The organism is Pantoea sp. DY-15 (assembly GCF_019795935.1).
Classification (GTDB): Bacteria; Pseudomonadota; Gammaproteobacteria; order Enterobacterales; family Enterobacteriaceae; genus Pantoea; species Pantoea leporis.
Genome location: NZ_JAIMIF010000001.1, coordinates 63538 through 78418, shown reverse-complemented (window position 1 = coordinate 78418; position 14881 = coordinate 63538). Strand labels below are relative to the sequence as shown.

At 52.9% G+C, this 14881-nt stretch carries 11 protein-coding genes; 6 read left to right on the top strand and 5 right to left on the bottom strand.

Going from position 1 to position 14881, the window contains the following annotated elements; translation table 11 throughout:
• The first annotated feature begins 330 nt into the window (after positions 1-330).
• Entirely contained in the window at positions 331-1710 is a 1380-nt protein-coding gene (gene dbpA / locus K5Y32_RS00385) for an ATP-dependent RNA helicase DbpA (protein WP_101762496.1), read from the top strand.
• A gap of 141 nt (positions 1711-1851) precedes the next feature.
• On the top strand, positions 1852-2814 hold the full coding sequence (locus K5Y32_RS00380; RefSeq protein WP_008105989.1) for a chemotaxis protein: 963 nt from the start codon (positions 1852-1854) through the stop codon (positions 2812-2814).
• 554 nt (positions 2815-3368) lie between these two features.
• Here K5Y32_RS00380 and K5Y32_RS00375 read toward each other — a convergent pair.
• The gene (locus K5Y32_RS00375) at positions 3369-3593 is read right to left on the bottom strand and encodes a hypothetical protein (RefSeq protein ID WP_222181511.1); all 225 of its coding nucleotides are present in this window, start codon (positions 3591-3593) and stop codon (positions 3369-3371) included.
• A gap of 84 nt (positions 3594-3677) precedes the next feature.
• On the opposite strand from K5Y32_RS00375, the gene K5Y32_RS00370 reads away from it, so the two are divergent.
• On the top strand, positions 3678-5234 hold the full coding sequence (locus K5Y32_RS00370; protein WP_110867787.1) for a methyl-accepting chemotaxis protein: 1557 nt from the start codon (positions 3678-3680) through the stop codon (positions 5232-5234).
• Between the two features lie 37 nt (positions 5235-5271).
• Here the strand turns inward: K5Y32_RS00370 and K5Y32_RS00365 are convergent, their stop codons facing one another.
• The 4 genes from K5Y32_RS00365 to K5Y32_RS00350 all read right to left on the bottom strand — a co-directional run bounded on the left by K5Y32_RS00365 (position 5272) and on the right by K5Y32_RS00350 (position 10234).
• The gene (locus K5Y32_RS00365; RefSeq protein WP_222181510.1) at positions 5272-6561 is read right to left on the bottom strand and encodes an HAAAP family serine/threonine permease; all 1290 of its coding nucleotides are present in this window, start codon (positions 6559-6561) and stop codon (positions 5272-5274) included.
• Positions 6562-6940: 379 nt separating this feature from the next.
• Entirely contained in the window at positions 6941-7936 is a 996-nt protein-coding gene (locus K5Y32_RS00360) for a glycosyltransferase family A protein (RefSeq protein ID WP_222181509.1), read from the bottom strand.
• Positions 7933-9240 (bottom strand): oligosaccharide flippase family protein, encoded by a 1308-nt coding sequence (locus K5Y32_RS00355; RefSeq protein WP_222181508.1) that lies wholly within the window; start codon positions 9238-9240, stop codon positions 7933-7935. Before K5Y32_RS00355 ends, K5Y32_RS00360 begins: the two co-directional genes overlap by 4 nt.
• Positions 9241-9256: 16 nt before the next feature.
• The gene (locus K5Y32_RS00350; protein ID WP_217547447.1) at positions 9257-10234 is read right to left on the bottom strand and encodes a glycosyltransferase; all 978 of its coding nucleotides are present in this window, start codon (positions 10232-10234) and stop codon (positions 9257-9259) included.
• 1024 nt (positions 10235-11258) lie between these two features.
• Here K5Y32_RS00350 and K5Y32_RS00345 point away from each other — a divergent pair.
• The 3 genes from K5Y32_RS00345 to K5Y32_RS00335 all read left to right on the top strand — a co-directional run bounded on the left by K5Y32_RS00345 (position 11259) and on the right by K5Y32_RS00335 (position 14843).
• Positions 11259-12899 carry a sensor histidine kinase gene (locus K5Y32_RS00345; protein ID WP_222181507.1) on the top strand — a complete coding sequence of 547 codons (1641 nt, stop codon included), beginning with the start codon at positions 11259-11261 and terminating at the stop codon, positions 12897-12899.
• A complete protein-coding gene (locus K5Y32_RS00340) occupies positions 12892-13584 on the top strand; it encodes a response regulator (RefSeq protein WP_110867792.1) in 693 nt (230 codons plus the stop codon). The genes K5Y32_RS00345 and K5Y32_RS00340 overlap by 8 nt, the downstream gene beginning before the upstream one ends.
• Before the next feature lie 170 nt (positions 13585-13754).
• Positions 13755-14843 (top strand): ABC transporter substrate-binding protein, encoded by a 1089-nt coding sequence (locus K5Y32_RS00335; protein WP_222181506.1) that lies wholly within the window; start codon positions 13755-13757, stop codon positions 14841-14843.
• Positions 14844-14881: the final 38 nt, after the last annotated feature.

Sequence of the window (14881 nt, the reverse complement as noted above, 5' to 3'; positions counted from 1 at the left end):
CTATTCGTTTTAATCAGAATTTTACCTAAGCGAAGCCATTCATTAGCACAATACTTATAAGTAAGCATTAACAAACCCTGATAATGCTTGTTTAATAACGCTAATTCTCCTTTTTCGTTGAATATGTCGAGGTTTAGCGCCCTCATTGCAGAATAAAATCAACCTCAAAAGCATTAGAACTTTGCAACAGTATGCGTATAAAAACGAGACAAGCCTGCTATAACGCTAACGGTTTTCAGGCAGGCAGCAGAAGCGCTTTTGCCATTGCCGATCACGCCCCTTTCTGCCAGACTGACCGCCGCCATCCTACCCGCAATTAGAGACTTTCCCGTGACTGCTTTTTCTACCCTGACGCAACTGCCCGCCAGCCAACTCGATAACCTGCGCGAGATGGGTTTCGACGCCATGACGCCGATTCAGGCCGCTTCCCTGCCCGCGATTCTGGAAGGGCGCGACGTGCGTGCGCAGGCGAAAACCGGCAGTGGCAAAACCGCCGCCTTTGGCGTGGGTTTGCTGAACCGCATCGATAACAGCCAGTTCCACACTCAAGCGCTGATTCTGTGCCCGACGCGTGAACTGGCCGATCAGGTCAGCAACGTGCTGCGTCAGCTGGCGCGTTTTACCCGCAATATCAAAATTCTGACGCTGTGCGGCGGCCAGCCAATGAGCGCGCAACGTGATTCCTTAGTGCATGCGCCACATATCGTGGTCGGCACGCCGGGCCGTTTGCTCGATCACCTGAAGCGCGACAACCTTGATCTCAGCCAGCTGCAAACGCTGGTGCTGGATGAAGCCGATCGCATGCTGGAGATGGGCTTCCGCGACGACATGGAAGCGATCATCGGCTTTACGCCGGAAACGCGCCAGACGCTGCTGTTTTCTGCCACCTGGCCGGATACCATCGCCAGCCTCAGCCAGCGTTTTCAGCGTGATGCGCTGGCGGTCGCCACCGAAGATAAAACTGAGTTACCGACTATCGAGCAGCAGTTTATTGAAGCCAGCGCCAAAGAGCGCCACAGCCTGCTCGGCGCGCTGCTCAGCCAGCAACAACCGGCTTCCTGCGTGGTGTTCTGTAACACCAAGCGCGAGTGTGACGACGTTGCCGCCGCGCTGAACGAGCGTGATATCAGTGCGTTAGCGCTGCATGGCGATCTGGAGCAGCGCGATCGTGAGCGCGTGCTGATTCGCTTCGCCAACGGCAGCATCCGCGTGTTGATCGCCACCGACGTCGCTGCACGCGGTCTGGATATTAAATCACTGGCGCTGGTGGTGAATTTCCAGCTGGCGTGGGATCCGGAAGTGCACATTCATCGCATCGGCCGTACCGGTCGCGCTGGTGAGAAAGGGTTGGCGGTAAGCTTTGTCGCCCCCGACGAAATGGTGCGCGCCAATGCGCTGGAAGAGTATCTGCAGCAGAAGCTCAATTGGGTTTCCTCCAGCTCGCTGAAAGGCACCAGCGCCAAATCGCTGCCGGCGACCAAAATGACGCTGTGCATTGATGGCGGCCGCAAAGCCAAAATCCGTCCGGGCGATATTCTCGGCGCGCTGACCGGTGAAGCCGGATTCAGCGGCGATCAGATCGGCAAGATCGATATGACCGCCACCCACGCCTATGTTGCCATCGACGCCGCTCAGGCGAAGAAAGCGCTGATCAAGCTGAAAGAGGGCAAGATCAAAGGCAAAAGCGTGCGCGCCATTCTGCTGAAGTAAAGGGTACCCGCGTGAGGGCGATCGCTCTCACGCTAAAATTTCCGCTATCTCCCCCTTCATTTTTTTTCTCTTCTGCCGATAAGTTAATCATGGCGATATTGCCCTGCCCTTTACTCAGCCCAGATCTGCTCCGAGGCCATGATGGATAATTTTCAGAAAGAGATCGATGAACGCGCCAACCTTGCGCTTTCCAATAAATTCGAACTGCTGTTGTTCCGACTGGGTTCCGATCAGCTGAAAGGCAAATCTGAGCTGTACGGCATCAACGTGTTTAAACTGCGTGAAATCGTGCCGATGCCCACCATCACCCGCGCCGCTGGCATGCAATCGCCGCTGCTTGGCATGGCGAGTATTCGCGGCCAGTTTATTCCGGTTATCGATCTGCCCGCCGTCACCGGCTGCAAACCAGAAACCGGCCTTAACCTGCTGCTGGTGACCGAATATGCGCGCAGCACTCAGGCGTTTGCGGTGGAATCGGTGGAGAACATTGTGCGTCTCGACTGGAGCCAGGTGCACACGGCGGAAGCAGGCATCGGTAGCCGCAACATCACCAGCATCGCCTGTCTGGATACCGACGGCCAAAGCAATAATCTGGCGATGGTGCTGGACGTTGAGCAGATTCTGTATGACATCATTCCTTCAGTGCGCGGCGTTGAGCCAAGCGCAGAGACCGCCAAAGACTTCAATCTGAAGCCGGGCCAGGTGGCGATTGTGGCGGAAGATTCCAAAGTGGCGCGTCAGCTGCTGGAGCAAGGCCTGAAAAGCATGGGCATCCCGGCGATTATGCACAACACCGGTCTGGAAGCCTGGATCAAAATTAACGAGATGCAGAAAGAAGCGGCTGCTAATGGTGAGTCGATCCACGACAAGATCGCGCTGGTGCTGACCGATCTCGAAATGCCGGAGATGGATGGCTTTACCTTAACGCGCAACATCAAACGCGATAACAACCTGCGCCAGATTCCGGTGGTGATCCACTCTTCACTCTCCGGCAGCGCCAACGAAGATCATGTGCGCAAAGTCGGTGCCGATGGTTACGTGGCGAAGTTCGAAATCAACGAGCTGTCGAATGTGATCCACGGCGTGCTGAAAAAGCCGCGTTAATTCGTCTATCCCGTTCCATCTTAACGCCGCCATTTATGGCGTAATGCTGGTCCGATAAGCCAACGACGAGTGCGCAGGCCGGGGGCACTTTTGGTCCGGCGGTCCTCGCGCCGCTAGCGCGGTGCCTTCACTTCGCTCGTCTGCCTGACGGACCGGCGGAGACGGGACTTCCTTGTCCCGGCTCCGCCTTTCGCCCGCGTCCTGCGGGCTCTCCTGGCTTTCTCGCTTCGTTCAGCGCTGCGGAATGCCTGCCCAAAAGCGCCCTCGGCCTGCTCTTAAGCTTCAGTGCGTATTGTTGAAAACGGCACATTTGCCAGAGGCGCTGGCGCGTCTGCTACGGTAAAAGGGCCATTCGCAGCGCTGAGGCTTTTACGTTGGGCCTGGAGCCTCACGCATGGATGCGTGAGGCAGTTCGGGCCGGCCAGGACGGCCGATCCGCGAACGGTCAGTTGGCACGACGTGGAAGCCGAAGGCACCGCGTTAGCGGCGCGAGGACGGCCCGTGACGCAGCAGAGGTGTCAGAGCCCGCACCAGATTTAAAGCGAAATGCTTTATTAACTGACAAGCATTACGTCATGCATGCGCCCCTTTAACCAGGTGCGCATGAATGCGCACCCTACAAAGTCCCCAACGTCCCCGCCCAGCCACAAATCGATGTTAACGTCATTAACCAAACTGTGACGTACCTCTAAAAAATTAAAGTTAAAACATCCACAACCGATAACTGATAGCGCCGGTGCTGCCATACCAGTTTTGTCACGCTGCGCAACGATTTTCATCTTAGAAAACATCAACCTGATGCGGGCGCCTTGCCTGCTTTTCCGTCTTGAAAACATCAATTTTTGGCATTACGGGGAGAACCAATGTTGAGCTTAAAGAATATGAAGGTCGGCGTCCGTTTGGGCATCGCCTTTGGTTTAGTGGTGGCACTGTTAGTCATTGTCGGCATCACGTCGATTACCAAAATTAACAACATCAAAACCGGTATTACGTCGATTGTGGAAGACCGTTACGTAAAAGTGCGTCTCGGTTTTGACGTCCGTGACGGTGTTAACGATCAAATTAAATATCTGCGTGGCATCGTGATTGATACCACGCGTCCGGAAAATAACGTTAAACGTTATCAGCAACTCGCCGAAGCCACTGAACATACCAACAACGCGATGAATAAAATCAAAGCGATACAGGTTACCGAAGTGGGTAAAAAGAAAATCGCCGGGCTGCTGGCGGCCAGTGACAAATTCGAGGCCGAGAAACATCAGCTGATTGAGCTGGTACGCGCTGGCGATGCAGACGCCGCCAGCACCTATGTACTGAAATCCATTACCGATACGCAAAACGCGTTCCTGGCGAGCGCGGTGGCGTTTGCCGATTCGCAATCGCAGCAGTTACAGCAAGAAGGCGCGAAGATTATTGATAACGGCTCATCCGCTATTGAGATGACGCTAATCTTCTCCGCTCTTGCCATTGCGGCCTCCATCGTATTAGGCTTTATGCTGACGCGTTCAATTGTGCGTCCGCTGAATGAAGCGGTGGAAATCGCCGGAAAAGTCGCGGCAGGCGATCTCAGCTCGCACATTGAAATCAGCGGTAAAGATGAAACCGCCGTGCTGATGCAGGCGCTGCAGGCGATGAACGACAATCTGCTCACTATCGTTTCCGATGTGCGCGCCGGTTCCGATACCATTGCTGTCGCCTCGAATCAAATCTCGAGCGGTAACATCGATCTCTCATCACGCACCGAACAGCAGGCCAGCTCGCTGGAAGAGACCGCATCGGCGATGGAACAGATGACCGCCACCGTCAAGCACAACGCCGAAAACGCGCGGGAAGCCAATCAGCTGGTGGCCAACACCTCCAACGTGGCGAAGCAAGGCGGTGTGGTGATGGAACAGGTGATCGAGAAGATGGAAGCCATAACGCTCTCTTCGAAGAAGATCGTCGATATTATCAGCGTGATCGATTCCATCGCCTTCCAGACCAACATACTTTCCCTTAACGCCGCGGTCGAAGCCGCACGCGCCGGTGAGCAAGGCCGTGGTTTCGCCGTGGTGGCCACCGAAGTACGTAATCTGGCGGCGCGTTCGGCATCTGCCGCTAAAGAGATCAAGGTGTTGATTGAGGATTCGGTCGCGCAGGTGGATGAAGGTAGCCGTCTGGTGACGCACGCCGGTTCAACGATTGGTGAAGTGGTCAACAGCGTGAAGAGCGTGGCGGATATTATGAGCGAAATCACCATTGCCAGCAGCGAGCAGAGCAGCGGGATTAGCGAGATCAACTCAGCGATTACGCAGATGGAAGCGGTAACGCAGCAAAACGCCGCGTTGGTGCAAGAAGCCTCAGCGGCGTCGCAGGCGTTGCAGGAACAGGCGGATCGTCTGGCGCAGTCGATGAGTGTGTTTAAAACGGCTGCGGTTTAGCGATATTAGGGTCGCCAAGAACGGCGACCCTAGAATGCTAACTGACCAGTGAATACGCAATCGACGAAATCGCCAGCACGCCGACAATCACCACAAACAGGTTACTGATCTTCCCGCTGTACTGACGCATCGCCGGCACTTTCTGAATGGCATACATCGGCATCAGGAACAGAATCATCGCAATAATCGGCCCACCCAGCGTTTCGATCATGCCCAGAATACTGGGGTTCAGCGTCGCCACCAGCCAGGTGGTCAGCAGCATAAATGCGGTGGTCAGGCGATTCAGACGCTGCGGCGTGACGGTTTTACCGCGGCTGCGCAGCGACTTCACCACCATGCCGTTAAACCCTTCACGCGCCCCCAGATAATGCCCGAGAAACGACTTAGTGATCGCCACCATCGCCACAATCGGCCCCATCCACGCAATCATCGGTACATTAAAGTGGTTGGCTAAATAGGAGAGAATGGTGATGTTCTGATCTTTCGCCGCCTGCAGATCGGCGGGCGACAGGCTCAGCACGCAGCTGAACACAAAGAACATCACCGTCACGACCATAAGCAGATGGGCGTTCGCCAGGATGCGCGAACACTTCTTCTCCGCGCCTGCGCCGTACTCATCGCGTTTGGCAACAGCAAAAGAGGAGATAATCGGCGAATGATTGAAGGAGAACACCATCACCGGAATCGCCAGCCACAGCGTCATCAGAATGCCGTGGCCGCTTACATTCGCATCTAATGACAACGTTTCCAGCGCTGCACCATGCCAGTGCGGTACCAGATAAGCCGCCAGCAGCATCAGCACCGCCACAAACGGGAACACCAGTATGCTCATCGCTTTCACAATCATCTGCTCGCCAAAGCGCACCACCGTCATCATGCCGATGATCAGAATCAGCGACAGCAGCGCACGCGGCGGCGAAACCAGCCCCAGCTGATGCACGATAAAGCTATCAACGGTATTGGTGATCGCCACGCTGTACATCAGCAGGATCGGATAGATAGCAAAGAAGTAGAGCAAGGTGATGATCTTGCCAGCGCCCACGCCAAAGTGCTCTTCCACCACTTCGGTAATGTCTTCGCCGGGATTTTTACCGGAGAGCACAAAGCGCGTTAACGCGCGGTGCGCGTAATAGGTCATCGGGAAGGCAAGAATCGCCATGATAATCAGCGGAATCAGCCCGCCTGCACCGGCGTTTATCGGCAGGAAAAGCACGCCCGCACCAATCGCCGTACCGTACAGACCCAGCATCCACACGGTATCACTCTTACGCCAGCCCTTAGCCGCCGTTTCTACGGTGCCAAGCGTACCGGTTTGTGAGTTGTCCATCTGTCTCTCCAGAATTTCAAGCTTTATCAACATGCAGCCACAAAGATGGCTACCAATCATGGCGTGGGCTGCTCCGCCCGGCCGGAACGCAAAGGATGACGCTTCATGAGATGAAATTCACGCATCCTGATGTTTTGCGCCGCATTAAATGCACGAAACATGCGCGCAATCGATTGCATGGGGCGCTATTTGACATGAGACGCGGAATGAGTGCAAGAAGGAGTAACGGGGAGTCAGCAGAAAGGCGTGAGGAAAGTGGAAAGGTGTGGCAACGCTGGGCTGTTACCACGGGTAGTGCAAATGACACAAGAGCAACTCCCCCGGCCACTAGCCTCTGATAGCGCAAATGCGTCCAGAGGCTAACGCCGGGAGAATTTAATTAGAATGCGCGCATTCTGTAGAGTGCATAAAGAAAATAGTACGCTGTGAGTGTATTCAAATTCATAATCATGTACTTCAATTTTTCATTTTTATTCAGCAGGATGAAAATACCTTTTGAGTATTTACCCCGCTTTATTTCATTAATTTCCTGGGCAATATCCGCAGGTGAAAACGAAGAGTGATACATCGCGGTCACGATTTGCATATCCAGCGCCAGCACACGTTTGGAGATGCCTTTAAGGAAATAGTCGAGATCGCTGGCCTGATATTTACTGATGATCGAATCATACAGTGCGGTGAGAAACTGTTTACGTACTTTCAGCTCACTGTATTGCACTTTACGCTTCGATAATGAACCCTCCACATCTTCATAATGATAAGCCGCACCCGGCGTGACCAGAAAATTGCTAATGCAGCTGAAGAATTTAAGGTTAAACAGCAGATCCTCGCTCATGGAGATACCTTCCAAAAAGCGCAGGTTCAACTCCTCAATAATCTGACGGCGATAACATTTGTTATGCAGATAACCGATGTTATCACTCATCTCCAACTCACCGAGCACATAAGGAATGTCCTCCTGGCTGAAGAAGCCCGCCTGCGACACTTTGCCCACGCGGTTGTCGTTGAGGTTTCCTACCATCAAATCGACAGATTCCGCCGGCCAGGCATCAAGATTCTGTTTGAAGATCATCAGGAAGTTATCATCTACCCAATCATCCGCATCGAGGAATAACACATATTCACCGCGGGCCTGCTGCATTCCGCTATTTCGTGCGGCGCTGACACCGGCATTAATCTGGTGAATTACCGTGACCTGCGAATAAGCACTAAACTCCTGCAGAATATTCGCGGTTGAATCGCTGCTGCCATCATTAACCACAATCACTTCGTAACTGCTGAACGTCTGTTTAAGCACGCTCAGTAAGGTACGTTTAATGGTTTTTTGTGAGTTATAGACGGGAATGATAAGACTAAACAGGGGTTTTTCATTCATGATAAACTCTCTTTACTGTCTGAGGTTTTGATATTGTTAAATAACAGCCATAGTTTCCTGGGATTGATAAAAATCTGATGAATACGCATTACGGGTTGAGCAGGGAAAAAGTAATTAAGCAGGGTGAAAGATAAAAACTCGGTTAATACCACGCTCATGGCCGCGCCATTTAAACCGAAATAAGGAACCAACAATAAAGAGGAGGCCACGCAAATTAATAACACCACGAAGGTTTTCTTCACTAAATAGCGATATCCGTTATACTTAATAATGAAACGATCCATCACGCTGCTTAGCACCGCGCACATCGCACCCACGCTGAGTAACAGCGTTGGCGCTACCGCATCGAGATACTCCGCACCGTAGAAGTCACGGATAAACCATCCGGACAATAACCAAATCGCCAGAATCACCAGCGACGAGACACCAATCACCAGCAGATGTAATTTCTGCGCTTTGATAATCGATTGCCGATCGTCACGCTCTGCAAAGAACGCCGGGAAAAAGGAAGCCAGCAAGGCATTGGGTAAAAATACCCACGCGGTGGCGAGCGTCAGCGCGACAGAGAAAATTCCCGCCTCTTTCACACCAAGGAAATACGACACGCTGATTTGATTAACGCGGGTATAAATCGCCACCGCAATCACGGAAAACACCAGAGAAATACCGGACGCCACCATATAGCGTGAATATTTCTTCATCTGGCGCAGTGCCGGAATCGGTACCTGACGATGGTATTTCAGGAATATCGTCAGTTTGATGGCAAAAGGAATAAAGGTCGCCAGTACGATCGGAATCGACAACAGTTGCGGATCCAAACCGTAATACGAAATAAAGAAGCGCACGGTTAAACTGATCGCCAGCCCCGCCAGATTGGCGATCACATTCAGGCGCGCATTAAGCATCGCCTCGTTGTAGATATTGACCAGATCGAGCGAGGAAAACAGACAGGCAATCGCCGCTGCGCAGATAAATACCCGCGCTTCAGCACTCCACTCTTCGCCCATAATCAGCATGCCGCTGGCTGCCAGAATGCCGTAAATCACTAACACCAGCAGAAAGGTCGCCATCATTAAGCGCATGCCGGAGTGATGATTTTGCGATAAGCGTTTCAGCAGAATCACATCGCTGCCCATCAGCGCGATGCTTTGGATGAACTGAAAAACCAGCATCGAAATCGAGATAATGCCGAAGGTGGTGGGCCCCACATATTTCGCCACATACGAGGTGACAAATATCAGGCCGAACACCGCAATCAGCTTTTCAGCGATCATCCACAGGGAATTTTTTAATTTATCTTTCACAACTCAACCTCAGCGTTTATTTCTGTGCCAGGCGGCGCAGACGCGATACCAGTCGTGGACTGACAAAAAACAGCGCAAAGTACAGGCTCCACGGATTGAGCATCAATCCTGATGTGAAATAGGACTTGAAGCTGCGACGGTAGAGCGAAATATATTCATCAATAAAGGCGCGGCTGAATCCGTCGCTGTGCAGCGCTTTATAGATATAAGACGAAGTCACTTTTAAATAGAGATGGTAATAACAGCGGCTATGCTGCGCGGATAAAAACGCCTGCATGCCATTAAACGAACGCGCAAAGGAGAAATGCTTTTCGCGTAACGCCGATCGCGTGGCGGAGTTGGTGGATTCCACATAGTGATAAACCACCTGCTGGGTGAAGATCACCTGACGATCCTGTTGCAGGTGCAGGTAATTGACCACAAACAGCAGATCTTCGAAGTTATAAATCTCTTCGTTAAAGGTGAGCTGATGCTGACGAATCACATCACCACGAAACACCTTGTCGCAGATGCCGTGACGCGGATTGAAATAGAGCAGATCGTTAATCGCCGCCGAAGCGGTCAACTGGCGCACGTCACTGCTGTTGGCCGGGAAATCGAGCGGATCGCCTTGCGGCGTGAAGTGCTGCGATTCCCCACCCACCATGGCGATGTTGTTTTGCATCAGCCGCACATAGGTGGCAAATGCGCTGGCCGGCAGAAAATCATCGGCGTCTAAGAAGCACAGCAGTTTGCCGCGCGAGGCGCGAATGCCCTGATTGCGCGCCGATGAAACGCCGCCGTTGGTTTTGTCGATAATGTGAAAATGTGGGTAATGGGCGTAATTCTGTAATATCGCGAGCGAGTTATCGCTGGAGCCGTCATTAATAAAGATCGCTTCAAAACGGCTTTCTTCCTGCTGTAGCAGGCTGTCAATGCATCGCTCCAGATACGCCGCGGCGTTATACACCGGCACGATGACGCTGATTAAAACGTCGTTAACGGGATTTTGCATATAACCTCTGGACTCTGTCGGAGTAAAAGTTGCGGACGGAAAAAGTATTCGCTGAACATTGAAGTGATTAACAGTGCACGTTGCTTGCGCCCGGCTTAACATTTATTGCCTGTCTATTTCAGAGTTTCCTCAGGTCAAATAAAACTGGCCTTTAAATCTCTGTAAAAAGATCGCTAAATAAGATAATCGCCAAATAAACCGTGCAGATTTATTCTGATTTCGTCAGGTAAAACAGGCAGGCTACCGCCCCAGGCTTGCAGCTACCTGTTTACTGACTACGCATAAACCCATTTTTCAGGCATAAAAAGGCTGCGCTGCGCTCGTAAGAGTTCAGTTAATTTTCAGCCAGTTACGTTTTATCTTGCGGTGATTTGGCTTAATAGCGTCACCACGTCATTCACGGCGAACTTAAATTAAATTTTTATCTGTCTGGTAATGAGCGTAAAAAAACGCTGGCGTTTTTATCGCGCTCATTACCAAAAAAAAGAAATGCCGACCGGGGCTGAGTAGGTGCATCAACAGACGGGCCTTCTCAACGAACGTCACGACATTAACGATATTTGCTGTGTGCCCTGCACTTTTATAACTTCGGCGCGTCTTTCACGTTCCGATGAGTGCAAGTGGCGTTAATTCAGTGCGGCGCTTACGGTCGCACTGCAACGGGCTTAAAGCCCAAAATTTGCGATCTAATTCAAAACTTTTCCCGGCATTCTCACCACTCGCGGTAATAAGGTCAATGGTTGCCGGGCCAAACCGGAATTTACTCAGAGAAAGGCTGGATTAAATAACAGCGCATAGATTAGCCGTGGTTAATTGGTTTTTTGCCGATTGATTAGCGCCACAGCAGGCGAATACCAGGAATAAGATGGGAATATCGATGACATGGTGCCAGCAGAAACCAGCGCCTAAGCCGCGCCGGGATTGAAGCCAGCTCACAACTCTGATGATGGCCTGTCACCGTGCGCATTTTCGCGTGCTAGTCTCCAGCCATGCCTCTCTCCAGTTTCTCTTTACTGCAGGTTGTATGAAACGCAGATTATCTTTCCAGGTAAAACTCTTCCTGTCGCTGGTGCTGTTTTCCTGCCTGCTGCTCGCCTTGCTGGGCACCATTCTTTTTCATTTTATCGATCGCCAACTGCATCACGATCTTGGGCAGCGCGCGCGGGTGCAGGCCAGTGAGATTGCGCTGATGCCCGGCCTGGCGGAGAAAGTGGCGCGCCGCGATATCGCCGGCATCGCCGCGCTGATCCAGCCGCTGCGCAACCAAAGTGATGCCAGCTATATCGTGATTGGCGACACGCAAGAACACCATCTCTATCACTCGGAATCACCGGAGCGCCTCAATTTACCGATGATTGGCGGCGACAATGCCGAGGTGCTGCAGGGCAAAACCATTATTTCGGTGCGCAAAGGCGGCATCGGCGTATCGCTGCGCAGCAAGGCGCCGATCTTCAATGCCGAGCATCAGGTGATTGGCATTGTCTCGGTGGGTTATCTCACCTCCTATATTGCCAATATCAACGTCAGCCTGCTGTGGCAGGCCAGTTTGTATGGCGTGGCGCTGCTGTTGCTGCTGTTTATCTTTTCCTGGATGTTTAGCCGCAACCTGAAAAAACAGATGTTCTGGCTGGAGCCGAAAGATATCGCCCTGCTGGTGCTGCAACAAAAGGCGCTGTTGGAAGCGATGTATGAAGGGGTGTTTGCGGTGAACGCGGAGCGGCAGCTGATTCTCATCAACCGCGCCGCACGCGAGTTGCTGGATATTCAGCAGAGTGAGAGTGAACTGTTGGGAAAACCGCTGGATGAGGTGTTGCAGATCCATCCGGCGTTTTTGCGCCAGCATGAGGTGAAAACCCACGATCACGTTACCGTGCTCAATCAGCGTCAGGTGATCGTTAACCGGGTGGCAATCGAGCTGGAACCCGGCGAACCTGGCGGTTGGGTATGCAGCTTCCGCGACAAAAACGACATCAATACGCTGAGCAGCCAGCTAAGCCAGGTGAAACGCTATGCGGATAATTTACGCATCATGCGCCATGAACAGCTGAACTGGACCGCCACGCTGGTCGGCCTGTTACAGATGCAGCGTTACGACGACGCGATGCGCTACATTCATGCGCAATCAGCTGGCGCGCAGCAGGTGCTGGATTTTGTCTCGGCGCGCTTCACCTCGCCCGCGCTCTGTGGGCTGCTGCTGGGGAAATATGTCAGTGCGCGGGAAAAAGGCGTGGGGCTGAAATTTGATCCGGCCTGCCAGCTGAGCCGCATTCCTGCCGCGCTGAGTGAAACGGCGTTGATGTCGGTGATTGGCAATCTGCTGGATAACGCCGTCGACGCCACGCTCAATGCCACAACGCCCGCCGCCCCGATAGAATTGTATATTTCTGGCCGTAATCAGGAGCTATTAATCGAAGTGGCCGATCAGGGTTGCGGCATCGATGACAGCATTAAACCGCATCTGTTTGAGCAAGGCGTCACCAGCAAGCCGTCCAGCAACGACGATATGTTCGGTGCTGAGCACGGCATCGGCCTCTATCTGGCGGCAGGTTATGTACAGCAGGCGGGCGGTAGCATTGAGATCAGCGACAACTCACCGCAGGGCACCATCTTCTCGGTGTTTATTCCGTTCCAGCCCGCCGCATTAACAGGACTTTCCCATGAATAATGCTAAGCCGCTTGATGTGGTGATTGTGGAAGATGAGCCGCATCTGGCCGATCTGCATCGTGAATATATTGAGCAGAACTTTCATCTGCGCGTGGTCGGCATTGCCGCCACGCTGGCGCAGGCGCGTGCGCTGATTGCCGCGCACCAGCCACGGCTGCTGCTACTCGACAACTATTTGCCGGATGGTCAGGGCGTAACCTTGATTGACGATCCGCTGCTGAAGCGTTTTGAGTGCTCGGTGATTTTCATCACCGCCGCCAGCGACATGCAAACCTGTAGCCACGCGATGCGCAGCGGCGCCTTTGACTACCTGCTGAAACCGGTGTTTTTCCATCGCCTGCGCGCGTCGCTGGAGCGCTTCATGCTGCTGGTGCAGACCCTGCGCCAGATGAAGAATGTCGATCAACAGGCGCTGGATAAGCTGTTCAACCTGCCAGCCAGTGACGCGCCTGCCGCGCCATCCACCAAAGGCATTGAGTCGATTACGCTGGAACGGGTGAAAGGCTTTTTTAACGCAGCACCGCACAGCAGCTGGTCGGTTGAACAGGTGGTAGAAAACATCGGCATCAGCAAAACCACAGGCCGCCGCTACCTCGAATATTGCGTAGAGATCGGATTTATTGGCGTCGAGATGCAGTACGGCAATATCGGCCACCCGCGACGGCTGTACCGCAAAATCCTGTGATCACGCGCAAATTCCGCGCGCGGCCACTTGTGGTTTTTATGGTGTTAATTGCCTAAACGACGCCAACAATCACACTTCGTGAAGATAACAATCCGTCACCTCTTGTGTGGAAAAGGCGATCGGCTATGTTGACCTTTAGTTCCTCAAATGTAACTAAAAGGTTAATTATAATGTCGAACACTTTCCCTCTGTCTCTGATTGCCGCCACTGTGTTTGTTTCCATGTCAGCCGTAGCGGCTCCGCCGCAAGGTTACCCTTCGGACTACCAAAGCGTGATTGATGCCGCCACCAAAGAGGGCAAAGTGGTGGTCTACTCCACCACCGACATCAAAGCCGCCGGGCCGCTGGTCAAAGGCTTTGAGGCCACTTATCCCGGCATCAAAGTTGAATATAACGATATGAACAGCACCGAGCTGTACAACCGTTTTATCAGTGAACAAGCTTCGGGTGGCACCAGCGGCGATGTGGTGTGGAGCTCCTCAATGGATACCGGCCTGAAGCTGGCGACCGACTACGCGCAGGAGTACAAATCCCCTGAACTGGCTCAGCTGCCGAAGTGGGCGGTGTGGAATAACAAGGCGTACGGCACCACCTACGAACCGGTGGTCTTCATCTACAACAAGCGCATGATCCCGGCCGGTGACGTGCCCGATTCGCACGTTGCGTTAGCCAAGCTGATCGCCAGCCAGACCGACAAATTTAAGAGCAAAGTCACCACCTACGATATTGAGAAATCGGGCCTCGGCTTCATGCTCTCAGTACAGGATGCCAAAGCCGACCCCAACTACTTCAAAACCCTGGCTGACGTGGCGAAAGGCGGTTTAGCCGTGCAGTCTTCCACCGGCACCATGATGGAAAGGGTTTCATCCGGCGAAAACCTGATTGGTTTTAACATTCTGGGTTCTTACGCCGAAGCGCGCGCCAAAACCGATCCGTCGCTGGGCATCGCTTATCCGAAGGATTACACGCTGGTGCTGTCACGCGTCTCGTTCATCAGCCAGCAAGCGCAACACAGCCATGCGGCTAAGCTGTGGCTCGATTACGTGCTGTCTGAAAAAGGGCAAAGCATTCTGGCCAATCAGGCCGACATCCCTTCCCTGCGCAACGATATTGAAGGCAAAAATGACATTGATGGCTTGACCAAAATGTTAGGTAACGCGCTGAAACCGATCCCGGTTGATGAAAGCCTGCTGGAATATCTGCAACCGAAAAAACGTCTGGATTACATCAAACAGTGGCGCACAGCCGCCGGTAAATAACGGCAGTACCGAAGCGCGGCCGCTGCGTCGCGCTTCTC